At 43.8% G+C, this 17,298-nt stretch carries 19 protein-coding genes and 1 tRNA gene; 12 read left to right on the top strand and 8 right to left on the bottom strand.

Annotation, left to right across the window (positions count from 1 at the left end; translation table 11 throughout):
• Positions 1-24: 24 nt before the first annotated feature.
• Together GWR56_RS10680 and GWR56_RS10675 are read right to left on the bottom strand one after the other, a co-directional pair.
• Positions 25-213, bottom strand: a complete 189-nt coding sequence (locus tag GWR56_RS10680; protein ID WP_162431233.1) for a hypothetical protein — start codon at positions 211-213, stop codon at positions 25-27.
• 54 nt (positions 214-267) lie between these two features.
• Positions 268-1,281, bottom strand: coding sequence for an NAD(P)-dependent oxidoreductase (locus GWR56_RS10675; protein ID WP_162431232.1), 1,014 nt, complete (start codon positions 1,279-1,281; stop codon positions 268-270).
• A gap of 584 nt (positions 1,282-1,865) precedes the next feature.
• Here GWR56_RS10675 and GWR56_RS10670 point away from each other — a divergent pair.
• The 8 genes from GWR56_RS10670 to fabF all read left to right on the top strand — a co-directional run bounded on the left by GWR56_RS10670 (position 1,866) and on the right by fabF (position 8,234).
• Positions 1,866-2,066: a YtxH domain-containing protein gene (locus GWR56_RS10670; protein ID WP_162431231.1), complete on the top strand. Its 201-nt coding sequence runs from the start codon at positions 1,866-1,868 to the stop codon at positions 2,064-2,066.
• Positions 2,067-2,217: 151 nt separating this feature from the next.
• Positions 2,218-2,592, top strand: a complete 375-nt coding sequence (locus GWR56_RS10665) for a hypothetical protein (RefSeq protein ID WP_162431230.1) — start codon at positions 2,218-2,220, stop codon at positions 2,590-2,592.
• Positions 2,593-3,271: 679 nt separating this feature from the next.
• A complete protein-coding gene (locus GWR56_RS10660) occupies positions 3,272-4,069 on the top strand; it encodes a sensor histidine kinase (protein WP_162431229.1) in 798 nt (265 codons plus the stop codon).
• Between the two features lie 6 nt (positions 4,070-4,075).
• Positions 4,076-4,744: a response regulator transcription factor gene (locus GWR56_RS10655; protein ID WP_162431228.1), complete on the top strand. Its 669-nt coding sequence runs from the start codon at positions 4,076-4,078 to the stop codon at positions 4,742-4,744.
• A 232-nt stretch (positions 4,745-4,976) separates the two neighbouring features.
• On the top strand, positions 4,977-5,237 hold the full coding sequence (locus tag GWR56_RS10650) for a hypothetical protein (RefSeq protein WP_162431227.1): 261 nt from the start codon (positions 4,977-4,979) through the stop codon (positions 5,235-5,237).
• A gap of 485 nt (positions 5,238-5,722) precedes the next feature.
• Positions 5,723-5,796, top strand: a tRNA-Ala gene (locus tag GWR56_RS10645).
• Positions 5,797-6,218: 422 nt separating this feature from the next.
• Positions 6,219-6,455: a hypothetical protein gene (locus GWR56_RS10640; protein ID WP_162431226.1), complete on the top strand. Its 237-nt coding sequence runs from the start codon at positions 6,219-6,221 to the stop codon at positions 6,453-6,455.
• 528 nt (positions 6,456-6,983) lie between these two features.
• Positions 6,984-8,234 carry a beta-ketoacyl-ACP synthase II gene (gene fabF / locus GWR56_RS10635; RefSeq protein WP_162431225.1) on the top strand — a complete coding sequence of 417 codons (1,251 nt, stop codon included), beginning with the start codon at positions 6,984-6,986 and terminating at the stop codon, positions 8,232-8,234.
• Here fabF and GWR56_RS10630 read toward each other — a convergent pair.
• The gene (locus GWR56_RS10630; protein ID WP_162431224.1) at positions 8,231-8,539 is read right to left on the bottom strand and encodes a hypothetical protein; all 309 of its coding nucleotides are present in this window, start codon (positions 8,537-8,539) and stop codon (positions 8,231-8,233) included. The genes fabF and GWR56_RS10630 overlap by 4 nt on opposite strands.
• Before the next feature lie 265 nt (positions 8,540-8,804).
• Here GWR56_RS10630 and GWR56_RS10625 point away from each other — a divergent pair, with 265 nt between their 5' ends.
• Together GWR56_RS10625 and GWR56_RS10620 are read left to right on the top strand one after the other, a co-directional pair.
• Entirely contained in the window at positions 8,805-9,170 is a 366-nt protein-coding gene (locus tag GWR56_RS10625) for a group III truncated hemoglobin (RefSeq protein WP_162431223.1), read from the top strand.
• 74 nt (positions 9,171-9,244) lie between these two features.
• On the top strand, positions 9,245-9,610 hold the full coding sequence (locus tag GWR56_RS10620) for a response regulator (protein ID WP_162431222.1): 366 nt from the start codon (positions 9,245-9,247) through the stop codon (positions 9,608-9,610).
• Here GWR56_RS10620 and GWR56_RS10615 read toward each other — a convergent pair.
• Positions 9,607-10,020: a glycine cleavage system protein H gene (locus GWR56_RS10615; protein ID WP_162431221.1), complete on the bottom strand. Its 414-nt coding sequence runs from the start codon at positions 10,018-10,020 to the stop codon at positions 9,607-9,609. The two genes, GWR56_RS10620 and GWR56_RS10615, sit on opposite strands and share 4 nt — an antisense overlap.
• A gap of 362 nt (positions 10,021-10,382) precedes the next feature.
• Here GWR56_RS10615 and GWR56_RS10610 point away from each other — a divergent pair, with 362 nt between their 5' ends.
• Both GWR56_RS10610 and GWR56_RS10605 read left to right on the top strand, forming a co-directional pair.
• Positions 10,383-10,706, top strand: coding sequence for a hypothetical protein (locus GWR56_RS10610; protein WP_162431220.1), 324 nt, complete (start codon positions 10,383-10,385; stop codon positions 10,704-10,706).
• A gap of 33 nt (positions 10,707-10,739) precedes the next feature.
• Entirely contained in the window at positions 10,740-10,994 is a 255-nt protein-coding gene (locus GWR56_RS10605; RefSeq protein ID WP_162431219.1) for a hypothetical protein, read from the top strand.
• Positions 10,995-11,023: 29 nt separating this feature from the next.
• Here GWR56_RS10605 and GWR56_RS10600 read toward each other — a convergent pair whose 3' ends face one another.
• The 4 genes from GWR56_RS10600 to gcvT form a co-directional block, all read right to left on the bottom strand.
• On the bottom strand, positions 11,024-11,995 hold the full coding sequence (locus GWR56_RS10600) for a ketoacyl-ACP synthase III (protein ID WP_202925307.1): 972 nt from the start codon (positions 11,993-11,995) through the stop codon (positions 11,024-11,026).
• A gap of 77 nt (positions 11,996-12,072) precedes the next feature.
• The gene (locus tag GWR56_RS10595; RefSeq protein WP_162431218.1) at positions 12,073-13,290 is read right to left on the bottom strand and encodes a pyridoxal phosphate-dependent aminotransferase family protein; all 1,218 of its coding nucleotides are present in this window, start codon (positions 13,288-13,290) and stop codon (positions 12,073-12,075) included.
• A 12-nt stretch (positions 13,291-13,302) separates the two neighbouring features.
• Positions 13,303-16,191 carry an aminomethyl-transferring glycine dehydrogenase gene (gene gcvP / locus GWR56_RS10590; protein WP_162431217.1) on the bottom strand — a complete coding sequence of 963 codons (2,889 nt, stop codon included), beginning with the start codon at positions 16,189-16,191 and terminating at the stop codon, positions 13,303-13,305.
• The gene (gene gcvT, locus GWR56_RS10585; protein WP_162431216.1) at positions 16,188-17,294 is read right to left on the bottom strand and encodes a glycine cleavage system aminomethyltransferase GcvT; all 1,107 of its coding nucleotides are present in this window, start codon (positions 17,292-17,294) and stop codon (positions 16,188-16,190) included. Before gcvT ends, gcvP begins: the two co-directional genes overlap by 4 nt.
• Positions 17,295-17,298: the final 4 nt, after the last annotated feature.

Below are 17,298 nucleotides of genomic sequence, written 5' to 3'. Positions count from 1 at the left end.
CGCTTTCATTATATTTTGATTAACTTACTTCAGTATCCGAAAAACAGCTCTCAGGGCAAGTATTATACCTAAAATAAATATCACGTTGGCTATTGCATCTGCATACTTAAAACTGGCAAAACGTAAGTATATACCTGTAATACCAATAAGGATAGCGATAACTAAAAATTTATAGTGACCCTCTGCGTTAGCTTTTTGCGTTGATGATTCCATTTTTACTTTATTTGGCACAAAAATATAAATGTTTACCAAAATGCGCTAATGTTTTTACGAATTAATCGCCTTTTGTTTCTTGCTCCAACCTTGTGGCAGGTTCTCTTCTATCTCTATATTTTCAAACTCTGCACTGGCCCTCGAGCCTACTACCTTTGCCCACGCGGCCATTTTAGCGATACCCTCTTCAAGGCTTACGTTTTTGCTGTTGCCAAATACGCCGGCCGCCTTTGAATGGTCGCTGTGCGCATGCATAACTTCTTTACGGGCTTCCAGATGGGTAACTTTTGGCTGCACGCCCAGCTCTTTGGCCACCACCTGCACCAACTCGTTAACCGTATACGGTTTATCGGCGCCTACGTTAAATACCTGGTTATAAGCCGCGGGCACATTTACGCAATTTGCAATATGCGGCGCAACGTCATCAATATAGCTAAACGCACGGGTTTGTTCGCCGTCGCCAAAAATTGTCATTGGCTTTTCCTGCATTATCTGGTTCATGAATATGCCTATAACGTTGCGATACTTATCTCCTATGTTTTGGTTTTCGCCGTACACATTATGCGGGCGGAAGATAACCGAGTTAAGGCCAAACATATGATGTGCCGCTTTCAAATCCATTTCTACCGCGTATTTTGCCACACCATACGGGTCTTCGGGCTGTGGCACCATGCTTTCTAACATGGGCAGCTGACCGGCGCCATAAACGGCTATAGAAGAGGTAAATACAAAGCACTTTACCTTATACAATACCGCCAGGTTTATCAAATTTACCGAGCCGATAAGGTTGTTGTTATAGTTGAACCGACGGATAAAATGCGACAAGCCCTCGGCAGCGTAAGCCGCCAGATGATATACATAATCAAACTTATGTTTGGCAAACAAATCTTCCAGAAGCGCTACATCATTGATCGATCCGAGTACAAATTCTGCACCTGCGGGCACGTGGTCTTCAAAACCACCGCTCAGGTCATCTAAAACTATAACTTTATGCCCCAGGCCTAAACAATGCTTTGCTACGTGCGAACCAATAAAGCCAGCCCCGCCGGTTACCAATGATGTGATCATGTTATATAAATCTTGTTGAGTTAAAAAGTATCATAATATAGTCTCTACCAATACCCTAATTTAAGCATTAAATAGCATATAAGATGCTATTCAGTAGCTTTTGTTGTGATATTGAGCTACGTCTTGCAAAAACCAGGCCGCGTGAGGATATCTGTTGTTTTGCGCACCTCCATTAATTGCCTTTAGTTTCGGTTTTGAAATTGATGCCTGAACTATCGACGAGCCTGTATATACCTGTAACGCCGTTTAAAATAACGCCACGTGACTTGCATGTCTGAAACCGGATACCATATAGGGCACATAATTTTTTACCAAAACCATAATAAAGCAATGGTTACAGGGAGCGTACCGTCGTTTTCTATGAAAATACCTGTGCAGCATACTCACCAGGTGTTGACTTAATTCCCCATACATAACGGCTATTAAGCCATGCAGCTACAAAAAATGTGGTTAGCGGATGCACTTAGCAGACTTTTTCAAAATTCCGTCTGCCACACCACCGGGTTATAGATTGTAACAAATAATGCTATTTGGCATCATACTTGCATCTGTAATTACATAACATTTACTTAAAATAAACAATCATGGGCTTATTAAAATTTATAGCAGTTGGCGCAGCCATTGGGTACGGAATAAATTATATTACAAAAAAAGGCCCTAACGGCCGGTCGATCCTTGATGATATTACCGAGGACGCACCTGAATGGTTTAACAAGGCCAAAACGTACGCCACCGAGAAAGTTGAACAGGCGGCGCAACAGGCACGACCCGGCGGAGGTTATTAACTAATAGTAAAAAGCAATTTGGTGCATAAAAGCCCTTACAATAACTGTAAGGGCTTTTTGCATTTTTAAAACTTATATTTACGGTGCTGTATAAATCGGCACATTACTAATATTATTTAAATTCAATTACTTAACCCTAAACATTAAAACTATGCCAGTCAATTATCCAGACGGAACGATCCCAGTTTCCACCGCAAAAGAGTGGGCCGCAAACTGGCGCACTTTTATCAGTAACAACAATCCTGCTTTTGTAACCAGGTCGTTTCTGATACCTATTTGCGATTTTCAAAACATAATACTGTACAACCCGGATGCTGAGGCCGTAAAAGCGTTTATCGGACTGACAGACCCGGCTGATGCAGAAAGCGCACAACTTATGCTGGTGCCTGTTTCAGCTGGCGAAGAATTGCTTACTTTGCCGTTGGTTGGCGGTGGCGTTGGCGATACGCAAAGTAACGTGTACGATGTAACCACTGCCTGCCCGCCTACTTGTGTTACATCGCCCGGAGATACGTTAGATTCATAAATTTTGTATTTATTTTAATATGCTTATAAGCTTCCATATATTTAAGGCTTATAAGCATGTTAATGTTATACCTGTTTTATGTAATGTACTTTGTGCCGGCTACTATTCTAATACCGGTTTTAATAGCCTTAAAAAACTATAAGGCTTTAACCAAACCTTTAAAGGTCATTTTTTGGTTCCTGATACTATCTGGATTATCTAACCTTGTCAATTTAATATTAATAGCTTTTCATCATTTCACAGCCCATTTACTCAGCATATACACTATTATCGAATTTTTTTTTCTTTCGTTGTTTTACAGTTGTTTCTCTGCAAAAAAATATCAGAATATGATGTATGTCGCGATTGCCGTATTTACCATCTTATGTATCGTTAATTTTCTTTTTATTCAAAATAAAATTGAGTTTAACACTTACACACGGCCTGTAGGGGCTATTATACTTATCATATACAGTTTACTATATATATCAAAACAAAATACCGAAGAAGGAAACTGGGGCGACAATATGTACAACTGGATAAACGCCGGGATACTTATATATCTTGCAAGTTGTTTGTTCATGTTCATATTTTCAAATTATTTGCTAAGTGCAGGGCAGCATGTTAACCAAGTTGTTTGGAGTGTGCACGATACTATACTGATTTTGGAATATGTTTTATTTGCCGTAGGATTTTATAAATGCAAAACACAACCGATAACATCTACATATTAGTGATTTTGGGAATGACAGGGACCTTTCTGCTGGTCGTGTCGTTCATATTCTTTTCCGTGCGCAATCAAAACCGGCTGTTAAAACAGCGTCAAAAATTTCAGCAAGCCCAGATAGAGCATCAAAAAGAACTGTTAAAGGCCATTATTGAATCGCAGGAAGCCGAGCGAAAGCGCATTGGGCAGGACCTGCACGATGATGTAGGCACCACTATATCGGGCTTACGGCTGCTGATAGAAATGTTTAAACCGGCTGGCGGCGAAGACAAGGCTTACCAGGATTTTACCCAATCTACCAAAACTATTATCGATAAAATAGTTAAGGACGTGCGCAATATTTCGCATAACCTATCGCCAACTACCTTGCGGTATTACGGCCTGGCCGCGGCGGTAACAGAGCATTGCACCATTATCAATCAATCGGGTAAACTGGAGATTGCACTAACAAATAATGCCGAACAGGTGCTTGGGCAATTACCGCTATCTGTTTCTACAGCATTTTACCGGGTGTTAGAAGAGTTGTTAAATAATACCATTAAACACTCAGGCGCGGGCAAGGCAACTATTGATCTTAACGTTTCGGATAACAAATTATACATTGATTACGCCGACAACGGGAAAGGCGTACCCGCAGATGCCGCGCTGATAAAAACAGGTATGGGTATGCAAAATATCGAAAGCCGGCTGCTAAATATCAACGCCACTTATAACATTATGCCATATTCAGGAAAAGGTTTCAATGTTAAAATTGAATATCCTTTACCCTAAACCGCTATGCAAGAAATTAATATCGCGATAGTTGATGATCAAAACCTTTTCAGGCAAAGCCTGGCCTTGTTGGTCAATTCTGTAGAGAATTTTAGGTTATTGGCAGAATGTGTAAGCGGACAGGCTTTTATTGATACATTAAAAAAGTTTAATATCCAGATTGATATTGCCATTATAGATATGGACATGCCGGGCATAAACGGCATTGAGCTAAATAAGTATCTGCATACAAATTACCCTGATATTAAAGTAATTATATTAACAGTGCATGCAAATGAAATGCTGATAACGCAAATGATCAACGCGGGCGCGGCATCATACCTGGTAAAAAACTGCGATAAGGATGAACTGCTGTTAACCGTTAACACCGTATATAAAAGCGGCTTTTACTTTAATAAGCATGTGCAAAAAGCGTTACGTAACAGTGCCAATCATCGCCAGGCCATGCAGGATGCATTAAACGGGTTGCCGGTAACGTTAACCAAACGCGAGATACAGGTGCTAAAGTTGATATGCAAGGAACTGAACAACGTTGAAATTGCTGCCGAGCTTTTTTTAAGCGTGCGCACCATAGAGGGGCACCGCAACAGCCTGATCAATAAAATTAAATGCCGTAATACTGCCGGTTTGGTTCTTTTTGCCCTTAAATACCGCCTTGTTGATGCCCCACTGTAAAACCACGTATAACTACGTGATTTTAAAATCGCGTAGTTATACGGTATATCACCTCAACAGATATTTTTAATTAAAATTTTAATCAATACACAAACATATTGCATAATGATTTCGTAAAAGCAATAATATTTAATTATTGAACAATATTAGCTATCGTATCGGGCTTATGCTATATAAAGCATAATAAACAAAAAGGTATATTTACGCTAATTACCCTTCTGAGTATTGCAGTATGGATATAATATTTATTAGTAATCAAATCAAATACGATATTTTAAGTATCTGCGGATTGCCGGTAGACCATTGTTATAACCTGCTTACAAACACTCCGCTTAAATCAATTGGCTATGATAAAGACGAAGAGCTTTGCAGGAAACTTGAAGAAAAGCTGCGTGTAATTGCGAATGAGTACCAAACGGGTAAAAGAGTTGCAGATGGCGCTGTATCACAAAACCTTACCGTGCGCCAGTGTATACAATTAGTTATTGCTTAAAATACCTTACCTATACCTAATCACGCGAGCGGCGTTTACCCGGGTAAACGCCGCTTTTTTATAACGCGCTTATTAATTATCGCACGCTATCAATACGTATATCCCTCATAATTATAGCGTTTGCAATTTTTTAGCCGTCTAACTAACATTTATACATTTTTTTAATGGTAATTTAAACAGTTGTTAATATATTTGCACTATCATTGCGAATGCGGTAATTTAATATGAGTATCTGTTAAAATGTTACAAATAAATTACAAATTAAATTTTCGCATTTAAAAACTTAGTGTTACTTTTACACTATTAAAAATAACAAACAAGTCTTCTCATAATTTAGGTTTATAATTGGTTAGTAAAGGCCCCTGCCCATCAGGGGCTTTACTTTTTTACATCTTTTTCAACCTGATAATAAAAATTGCCACAAGTATTTGTCATTTCACAAAATTTGTTACTTTTGCCGTCCCTACGGGGCCAATACTACTACTGGGGGATTAGCTCAGCTGGCTAGAGCGCTTGCATGGCATGCAAGAGGTCATCGGTTCGACTCCGATATTCTCCACCTGATAATCAAGGCTTTACGGATCTTCGTAAAGCCTTTTTTCATTCTGATAAAACTGTGATAAAACATAAAGTGATTAAAAACGATTAAAAATATCAGTTCTTAGTGGTGTTCATTAGTCTTGAATTCCACATTCCAATCTATCTATTTTACTTTTGATTATATTATTGTTTGTTTTTCCTTCACCTGCAATTTCTTTTTTAATAATAATCTTTTTCGCCTATAGAACACTCGTCGAAACAGCACAGCAGTTGTGGAACTAGAAAAAAAGTTGTTTAAGTCGTTTTATAATTGTTGGTGAAAACTTATAAAAGATAATGACATGGTGATAAATCTTTTATATGGCAATCAACTAACGTATCTTTACGCTAAATAAGCACCGTTCATACGAGTATTTCACATCTGATAAAAGCCGTAAAACTATGAGTTATGAAATAGTCATATCACGAAACGGATATAAACAGGTACTGCAAATTATTTCAGAGACCTTTAAGCATTGGAATGCTTGGACGGTCAGGTTCCCGGATGGGGAAGAGGCGGTACTTTTTAAATGCGGAAATCTATGGATGCAGCGAAATGAAGATGACCTGGACAAGCAATTATTAAATGCCATAGGAGAAAAGATCGACCATATCAATTTAGGCATAGCACTTTCATAAAACAGTTTTTCTCGTGCTAAGCGAATTGGAAAAAGGACTAAAACCAGCGCAAAATTTAATCTTTCGCACGTCGATAGAATAGCAGGCCAATTTGGTTTTTGATCTCAAATTTTTTTGCTTGAAAAATTCCATAGTCAAAAAGACCATCATGCTGATTTTTTAATTTCAGCAATCAGTTAACGTTGAATTCCCCGTATTCGTGAATTAATTTTTAATAACAAAACTGGAGAACTATGATAAATATCAGTATTTCGGTTGACCTTTTACCAATAGAGGGAGGATTTATATCAATACTTTTGTTATAATAGGAATAAATCTTTATTAAAGATTATTACTTCTTATATGAACTATAAAATGATAATAGGAATCAGCGAAATCATAATATTTTTTCCAAAATGGATATTGAATACAAAGTTTAATAATAGGCCAACGTTATAATCTTCCTTGTTTAAGATAAAGTGCTGAAAATCCTTACAATTTCATTTGTTCCGCTTTATTAATTACCACTATTATAATAACATTAACTATATGAATCGACTTCATCGCGTCGCGGTAACTGGCCTTGGCGTACTTGCCCCGTCCGGGAATGACCTTAACACCTTTTGGAAAAATATCGTCGGAGGCAAAAGTACCGCCGCCCTGATCCGGCGCTTTAACCCAGGTCTGTTCCGGACGCGTTTTGCCTGCCAGTTGTCCGATTTTAACCCAGCGGAACATTTGGACCAGCATACCTTGAAGCGCTCCGATCTTTTTACCCAGTTTGCTTTGGTCGCTACCGACCAGGCCATAAACGACTCCGGTTTCGATATAGAAAGGCTGTCACCCTTCGATGTCGGCGTGATCTGGGGTTCTGGGCAGGGGGGAATGGGCGTATTTGAACAACAGGTGACTGAATATGCAGAGGGCGGTAAAATACCAAGGTTCAGCCCTTTTTTCGTACCGAAACTGATCTCCAATATGTCCTCCGCCATGATCTCCATTCGTCATGGATTGATGGGGATCAACTATACGACCGTTTCTGCCTGTGCCACCGCTAATACCGCGATCATGGATGCCTTTAATTATATCCGGCTCGGCAAAGCTAAAATCATCATTACCGGCGCATCAGAAGCCCCGGTCACCGAGGCATCCATCGGCGGGTTTTGCGCCATGAAGGCCATGTCACTGCAAAATGATGACCCACTGCACGCCTCCCGGCCGTTCGATATTTCCAGAGATGGCTTTGTCATGGGCGAAGGAGCCGGGGCACTGGTGCTGGAAGAGTATGAGCACGCCCGAAAAAGGGGGGCCTTTATCTATGGTGAACTAACAGGTGCTGCCATGACGGCGGATGCCTATCACATTACCGCTACGCATCCTGAAGGTGCCGGGGCAGCAAAAGCCATGAAGATCGCTCTTAAAGAGGCGGGCGTGTCCATCGGCGATGTGGACTACCTGAATGCGCATGGAACTTCAACGCCTGTCGGGGATCTTTCCGAAATACGGGCGATCAAATCTTTAGCAGGTCCTGCCAATCTGAAAACGTTCATCAGCTCGACCAAATCTATGACCGGGCATCTGCTTGGCGCAGCGGGCGCAATTGAGGCGGTGATTTGCCTGCTGGCGATGCGCGACCAGATCGTCCCGCCCACCATCAATACGGTGACCATCGATCCGCAGATACCCCCGGACTTGAAAATTGTATTGAAAGAGGCCGTAAAGGAAAAACTAAAGGTAGTACTCAGCAACACCTTCGGATTTGGCGGACATAACGCCAGCCTGGTGTTCACATCCGTTTAAGGCCTGCGAATGATAGGCAGCACGAGCAGGCGGACGATCACATGGGCTACAGCGGAGAGGAAAAGCGTAAAACCTAAGATCATGATTCTCCTGAAAGTAGTATCAAAAAAGTCTAAAAACCCGGATCGCTGCGTGCCATGGCAGATTGTAGCCAGGGCGAAAACCGCAATGCCTGCCAGCCATAAGCTAACATGTGAATAAAAATACCTTTTGGCAAGTACTTTTTTTCGGGAGAACGATCCCAACAGCAGGATAACATGCAGGGCGAACAATACAGAGGCAGCGGTGATCAGGATTTGGAACATATGTAGACGGCTTTATATAGTAGGCGTGGATCTAAATGACCGGTTAAAATTTACAGGCATCATTAATGGAAGCGAAAAATTAAATTTACAGACTTCCCCCTGATGTCCGAAACAATATTTCCATGATAAAAATCAGTTTTTTCACGCTTATTTTAGCGGAATTCTGACGGCAAGTATTTGTAATTTTGGCGGTTAGCATTGAACAAAAAGGAGCTTTGACCAATCGGCGGCAAACTGATTTGCGGACTGCACAAAAAAAATAAAGATGGATAGAAAAGACATCGGAAATTTGGCTGATATCAGGTACCTGATCCGGCTTTTTCATGTGGCCATTCTCAATGACCCGCTGACAGGCCCTGTATTTACCGGCAAGATCGTGCTTAATGACGTGGACCATTTCAATAAGGTCTGCGCATTCTGGGAGGCCGCTTTATTAAAAGCCCCCCATTATTCCGGTAATCCTTTTGCCCGGTACGTCCCCCTGGCCCTTACTCAGGACCAATACAATAAATGGCTTTCTATTTTTGAAACCACGGTCGATACGCATTTTCAGGGGGAAACCGCCGAAGAGGCGAAAGACCAGGCCCATACCCTGAGTAACCTGCTGCTATTCAGACTTCGGCTGCCATAGCCGTACTTAACAACCTGTAAAAAAACCTTTTCCGGCTTTTATGCGTTTATTGTTTTTTATGCTAAAGCAATACCATGAAAGTACTCGTAATTGATGAGGACGAAGATATCAGGAATATTACCCGCCACATGCTGACTGCTGAGGGTCATGAGGTGACCACTTGTTCCCGGTTATCGCCCCGGGAATTGCCCTTACAATGGGCGGACATCATTTTACTGGACGAGTGGAGCGGTCATAAAAGGGACGGCATTTCCCTTTCTTCCGGGATCAAAAACTTAATGGGGGCCGCCAGCAAACCAATTATAGTGTTTTCTACGGACGACGATACAGAGGCCCTGGCCCAATACGCCCGGGCAGACGGTTATCTTCAAAAGCCTTTTGACCTGGATGAACTGATCAGGATAATCGACAATACTGCTATTCCGCAAAAAATAAATTAGTTTAAAAGATACTTGACCAGGTGCAGGTAGTTATTGGCTTTATAGGATTTATAGCTGTTCTGATCCAGTAACCGGCTCCGGTCTACAGGTTCGATCAGCTTTACTTTGACGATCCAATGCTCCTCGTCAAAGCAGGAATTGAATAACTTAGGATCACTGCAATAGGCCTCGTTGACGGCGATGATTTTGCCTGCGAAAGGCATCACCAATTTACCTAAATAACGACAGGACCTGATCCGCCCGAAAGCCTGATCGGCACTCAAGTTTTCCCCCATTTTATGGATCTCAATACTCAGAATTTCCTGGAGCTCCTGTTTAGCCAGTTCCGTTAGCCCGATAAAAGCTGTGTCCCCGTTTAGATGAACCCATTCATGCTCTTTGGTAAAATAATAGTCGGCAGGATATTTCAACTTATTAAGATATTTACGAACGCAACTTTAGGTTATTTCTGAAAATAGCTGACAATGATGATCCCAAGGATGATGCCAACGACCATCACCACGTACAGCAAAATTTCATTTCCCGCGAATTTTTTGTATTTCGTCCAGAAAGTATACTCCGCTTTTGGTTTTGACATATTACAAAATTAGGTGATTTTTTGCTTTAAACGTAAATTAACGCTATGATATAAATCAGTATTCCGCCTGATGTTTTACCGCATTTTTTCGCTTATCGGAATATTACCTTTGTCATAAAGGACATGCGTTCGGATACGCTGCCTGGGATTTACGCCGCCGCTTTAAAAATAGCAGGCGGGCAATGATAAGGAAAAATGAAAGATACGTTTAATATGGGTTACGATTTACTGCAGGCGGGATTTGATTTTGAGGCGATCAGTAAACGAAACAACCATAATGTTGAATTACTGAATGGCATAGCAGAGGATTTTGTCAAAGCAGCCCGCCAGAAGGCAGGGATCAATTGCGATAAGGAAGCAATACTTTACAGGTTTTACGAAGCTGTCCCATTGTTAAGCATAGCTGCGCCGATCCTGATCTTATATGTCACGAGCGAAAAAGCACTGGAAATTAAATTCATTAACCGGTCAAATCCATTGTTCAGCAACTTGTTTGTAGAAGATTTGGCCAAAGCGTAAATACCGGTTTTCAGCAATAAAGAAATAAATCAAATGATAGGCTTGCCTCTATGGGTAAAATATCAGCAGCGGGCGTATATGTATTATATCCTTACCCCGCCCTGTAAAAGGGATTCTTCATTCGAAGTCCTTTTGGAAGGCATAAACTGTAAAATTCACCTGGATGCGGCGGATACCTGGGTGGAAAACCACGAAATGGGTAACGCTGAATTTGATTCCGAACTGATCCAGCAGATCGGAAAGGCCGTCATCAGCCATTTTCACATTAAGAAACACAATTATTCCTGATGCAGTTTATGGGTTCGGCTATCACTGCTTTAAACCTCAATGATCACACCGGCATAGGTCAGCCCGCCGCCGAATCCCAAAAGCAAGGCTTTATCTCCTTTTTTTAATTTGCCTGAACGGACAGCCAGGTCCCAGGCCAGCGGAATGGAAGCTGCGGAGGTATTCCCGTATAATTCAATGCTCGTCAGCATCCGGCTAAGGGGAAAACCGGTGGCTGCGGCCACGGCTTCAATGATCCGCATGTTGGCGCTATGCAGGATGACCCAATCCAGCTCATCCGGCAGCATCCGGTTGATTTCCATCAGTTCCAGCAATTTCTGGCTCATGTGCTGTACCGCCCATTTAAAAACGACCTTGCCGTTCTGATGGATCTTGCCATTGGCCGCAACCGGCCCGCCATTGATCACAGCATTGTTCTGGCTCAGGTAAAGGTCATGGCCATGGCTGCCGTCCGTACCGCTGACCCCTTTAAAAATACCGGCTTTTTCAGAAACCTCCACCAGCCCTGCGCCTGCGCCGTCACCAAACAGGACGCAGGAGCTTCGATCTGAATAGTCCGTGAATTTGGAGAGGGTTTCCGCACCAATAACCAGCACCTTACGGTGTGTCCCGGAGGCGATAAGTCCCTTCGCAAGGATGATACCGTAAACAAAGCCGGCACAGGCTGCCATCACATCGATGCATCCGCAGTTGTTGATCTTAAAATGATTTTGAACCCTGCTTGCCATATTAGGCATCACCTGGTCAGCCGTTGTGGTGGCCACTATAATAAAATCGATATTATGCGATGAGGCTTCCGGATTTTGAACGAGCAGGTTTTCTACCGCTTTAATGGCCAGGTCGCTGGTAAACTGATCTGGCGCGGAAAAACGCCGCTCCCGGATGCCGGTCCTCGATACGATCCATTCTTCACTGGTATCCATTGTTTTCGTAAACCATTTGTTAAGGACCACCTGATCCGGGACATAAGAACTTATGGCTGTTATTTTCGCGTTGATCATATTTGACGGGGTTATATTTTATAAGGGCGGTTTGCAGCAGAGGCCCATCTGCTTGCTCATTTTTCATACGTTATCACTCAGGATGCCTTTTCCAGTTTAGCCGACAAACGGGAAACCCGGTATTTCCGGAAGGCTTTGCCGATCTTTTCCACGGCCTCATCGATCTGCGCGAAGCTATGGGTAGCCATCAACGAGAACCGGATTAAGGAGGAGTCGGACGGTACGGCGGGTGATACGATCGGATTGACAAAGACACCAGCATCCTGGAGATATTTGGTCGTTAGGAAGGTTTTATCATTATTACGGATATAGATCGGCAGGATGGGGCTTTCCGAAACACCCAGGTCGAATCCTTCTGACCGCATTAACGTAGCGGCATAATGCGTATTATCCCAAAGCTTCACGATGCGATCCGGTTCTCTTTCTATAATGTCTAATGCGGCCAGCGTACTCGCTACGGTCGACGGCGGCATACTGGCGCTGAAAATCAGCGACCTCGCTCGGTGCTTGATATAGTCGATGGTTTCCCTATCAGCCGCGACGAAACCGCCAAGCGAGGCAAAAGATTTGCTGAAAGTACCGGAGATCAGGTCGACCTGGCCTGTCAGTTTGAAATGCGAGGCGGTACCGGAACCATGCTGGCCGATCACCCCCAAAGCATGGGCATCATCGATCATGATATTTGCCCCATATTTTTCAGCCAGCTGCGTGATGGGCGGAAGGGTAACCAGGTCCCCTTCCATGCTGAATATGCCGTCTACCACGATCAGTTTAACCGCATCCTCCGGCAGGCTGCGGAGTTTGCGCTCCAGGTCAGCCATATCATTATGGGCGTATTTGATCACCCGCGAAAAAGACAGGCGGCAACCATCAATGATAGAGGCATGGTCCATTTCATCCAGCAGGATATAGTCGTTACGCCCGGTAAGGCAGGATAATGCCCCGATATTGACCTGGAAGCCTGTACTGAACAATACCGCGGATTCCTTGCCCACAAAACGGGCCAGCCGTTCTTCCAGTTCCACATGAATATCCAGTGTCCCGTTCAGGAAACGGGAACCGGCACAGCCGGTTCCATATTTTTCAATAGCCCGTATAGCGGCTTCCTTGATATAAGGGTGGTCTGTTAAACCCAGGTAAGAGTTAGAACCAAACATTAAAACCGGCTTCCCGTTAATGATAACCTCGGTGTCCTGCGCGGATTCTATTGCCCGGAAATAAGGGTACAGCCCCTTTTCTTTAATAGCCGAAGCATCAGTGAACTGCGCTATTTTTTGATGTAGTTTCTTGTGCATTTTCAGTCTGTGCTAATTCTTGTCTTGGTTAAGAATTTCTTCCTGGTAGTCTGCCGTTGCCGGGCAGGTACAGATCAGGTTTCTGTCGCCTATGGCATTGTCGATCCGGTTTACTGATGGCCAGAATTTATGCTGTTTCACCCAGGGTGACGGGAATACCGCTTTGGCCCTGCTGTAGGGTCTTTTCCAATCATCTGAAGTAATATCGCTGAGCGTATGCGGCGCGTTTTTGAAAACGTTGTCGGTCTGGTCATATTTGTAAAATATAACTTCGTCAATTTCCTGCCTGATCGTGAGCATGGCCTCGCAAAAACGGTCCAGCTCCTGTTTATTTTCACTTTCGGTTGGTTCGATCATCAAGGTATCATGCACCGGAAATCCTACAGTTGGGGCGTGAAATCCATAATCCATCAGTCTTTTGGCGATATCGCCGACCTCTATATTCGCCGCTTTTTTAAAATCCTGGCAGTCGATGATAAATTCATGGGCGCAGCGGCCTTTGGTACCGGTATATAATATCTTAAAGTCCGCTTTCAGGCGGTCTTTTAGGTAATTCGCGTTAAGTATGGCAGCCTTTGTGGATGCCGTAAGCCCTTTGGCCCCCAACAATTTGATATACCCGTAAGAGATCAGCAATATTAAAGCGCTGCCGAAGGGTGCTGCTGATACAGCTGATATGGCGTATTCGCTGTCGTTTTTTGCAACAGAAAAATGGCCAGGTAAAAAGGAGATCAGGTGTTTGGCAACCGCAATCGGCCCCATACCGGGACCGCCGCCGCCGTGAGGTATGGCGAAAGTTTTATGCAGGTTGAGGTGGCAGACATCCGCGCCGATAAATCCGGGGCTTGTTAAACCCACCTGCGCATTCATGTTGGCACCATCCATATAGACCTGTCCCCCCATATCATGAATGATTTTTGTTATTTTTCTGACAGCTTCTTCATAGACGCCATGTGTTGACGGATAAGTGATCATCAGGCAGGCCAGGTTATCTTTATACTGCTCGGCTTTCTTTTTCAGGTCGCCTAAATCAATATTGCCGTTATCATCACAGGCTACCACAACGATCTTCATTCCCGCCATTGCCGCCGAGGCAGGGTTGGTGCCGTGCGCGGAAGAAGGGATCAGCGTAACGTTGCGGTGGGCTTCACCATTATGTTTATGATAGGCGCGGATCACCATCAGACCCGCATATTCACCCTGGGCACCAGAGTTAGGCTGAAAACTGATACCTTCAAAACCTGTGATCTCACATAAATCCTGCCCAAGCTCCCGGATGAGCTCCACATAGCCTTCCGCTTGAAAAAGCGGCGCAAATGGATGCATTTCAGTAAATTCAGGCCAGGTAAGTGGTAAAAGTTCCACCGCAGCATTCAGTTTCATCGTACATGACCCTAAAGGGATCATGCTGTGAACTAATGAAAGGTCTTTATTTTCGAGGTGTTTGATATAACGCATCATGGCAGTTTCACTGCGATGCAGCTTGAATACATCCTGTTGAAGGTAGTCCGCACTTCTTTTGAGTCCGGCAGTTAATACAGGGGTCGCATTGAAAACGCTTTTAGGGTCATTTTTCTGGCCGTTCACATAGGCCAGCAAATTTAATATCGTCGTGATGTTTTCCGGCGTCGTGGTTTCGTCGAGTGAAATGGAAAACATGGAACCTTCAATATACCTGAAGTTAATGTCGTTCTTTTCCGCATGGGCACGAATGGCAATGATATTGCCCTCATATACCAGGGTATCGAAAAATATCTTTGTTTTCCGCACATAACCTAAACGGTCTAAGCCCGCAGCAAGCGTAAGTGTCTTTAAATGGATGCGCTGCGCAATGTCATTCAATCCGGCTGCGCCATGATATACGGCGTACATGGAGGCCATGATAGCGGGCAGCGCCTGCGCAGTGCAGATATTGGAGGTCGCTTTGTCCCGCTTAATGTGCTGTTCCCTGGTCTGCAGGGCCATTCGCAAGGCGGGTTGCCCATGAGTGTCTTTAGAAATTCCGATAATTCTTCCAGGTGCCAGCCTTTTAAAATCTTCTTTGCAGGCAAAAAAACCGGCGTGCGGGCCGCCGAAACCAAGTGGCATCCCAAAACGCTGGGTATTGCCCACCACGCAATCTGCTCCCCAGGCGCCGGGTGGCTTCAGTAGTACCAGCGCCATGAGGTCAGCAGCTACACATAGTTTAATATCAAGCAGGGCTAATTGCGCAACCACTTCGGGGTAATGGGTGATCTCTCCATAAGCATCCGGGTATTGCAGCAGCACACCAAAAAAGGAAGTGTCGAATTTGAACTTTTCAACATGACCAACGACCAATTGAATCCCCAGTGGTTCTGATCGCGTTTTTAATACGCTGATGGTTTGGGGGAAACATTTATCCGAAACAAAAAATTTGTTTCTGCCAGAACCTGAGCCGCTTCTTTGCTGGTCATGGTAAAACATCAGCATCGCCTCGGCTGCTGATGTTGCTTCGTCCAAAAGGGAGGCATTGGCAATGGGCAATCCTGTTAATTCCGCGATCACCGTTTGATAATTTAACAAGGCCTCTAAACGGCCTTGTGCGATTTCGGGCTGATACGGCGTATAGGCCGAATACCAGCCGGGGTTTTCAAACACGTTTCTTTGGATAACAGCAGGCATGATCGCATTGTAATACCCTAATCCAATGTAATTACGGTAGATCTTGTTTTTAGCGGCCAGTTTTTTTAGTTTAATAAGATAAGCATGCTCGCTGATGGCGGGGGATATATTTAGCGGGGTTTTCAAACGGATATCCCTTGGAATGGTTTCATCTATCAATTCATCAAGCGAACCAACACCTATCACTTCAAGCATTGCTTTTTTTTCCTGCTCATCCGGGCCGATATGGCGGTGTGCGAACTGTTGCGTTAATTTCATCTGGTTTCTTTTTTAACTTTACTTGGTACAAAGGGCAGCCTGCAGACTTTTGCTTCGTAAAACTGGTTTCGGATCTCTATCAGCAGCGGCGTTCCCGGTGCTTTCAGCTCAATATCAACATACCCTAAAGCTATGCCGGTTTTCAATGTCGGTGATTGTGTCCCTGACGTAATGATCCCAACGGGTTCCTGTTTACTGTTCATGATGCGGTAACCATGCCTGGGGATGCCCTTACCTTCCATCATGATGCCGACTAAAGTTAATTTCGTGCCTTTATTTTTTTGTTCCTGCAAAATACGCCAGCCAGTAAAATCCTTACCGAACTTCGTGACCCAGCCCAGGCCTGCCTCATAAGGCGTGGTCATATCGTCAATATCGTTCCCGTAAAGACAATAGCCCATTTCCAGCCTTAGCGTATCCCGCGCGCCTAACCCTATCGGCCTGATGCGGAAATTCCGGCCCGCTGCAAAAATTGCGTTCCACAGTTCTACTGCTAAATTCTTTGTCAGGTAGATCTCAAAACCGCCCGCCCCGGTATATCCGGTATTGGAAATGATCACATCCGGAATGCCATACATCATGCCGATCTTGAAATGATAGTAGGTAATATCTTTAAGTGAAACGGAAGTTAATTTTTGCAGGGTTTCTATCGCATACGGCCCCTGTACGGATAACAGCGCCGTAATTTCCGACGTGTTTTTCAACTCAGCATGGTTAAAATTGTTTTCAACGATCCAGTTCCAGTCTTTTTCAATGTTCGACGCGTTGACCACCAGCATGTATTGTTCCTCATCTAATCGGTAAACCAATATGTCGTCAATTATACCGCCCCTTTCGTTGGTCAGACAGGAGTATTGCACCTGCCCTATAGATAAACCGGAGGCGTCATTTGTTGTCAGTCTTTGGATAAGTTCCAAAGCATGGGTGCCCCGGATGATAAACTCACCCATATGGGAGACATCGAATACGCCAACCTCGTTTCTAACCGTATCGTGTTCGGCGTTGATACCAGCGGGATATTGAATAGGCATATTATATCCGGCAAAAGGGGCCATTTTTGCGCCTAATTGCTGATGAACGGGTGTTAAAACAGATTCTTTCATTTTC

The sequence above is a fragment of the Mucilaginibacter sp. 14171R-50 genome, from assembly GCF_010093045.1.
In the GTDB taxonomy this organism is placed as follows: domain Bacteria; phylum Bacteroidota; class Bacteroidia; order Sphingobacteriales; family Sphingobacteriaceae; genus Mucilaginibacter.
Note: the sequence above shows the minus strand (reverse complement) of the source record. Positions and strands in the feature narration are given on the sequence as shown.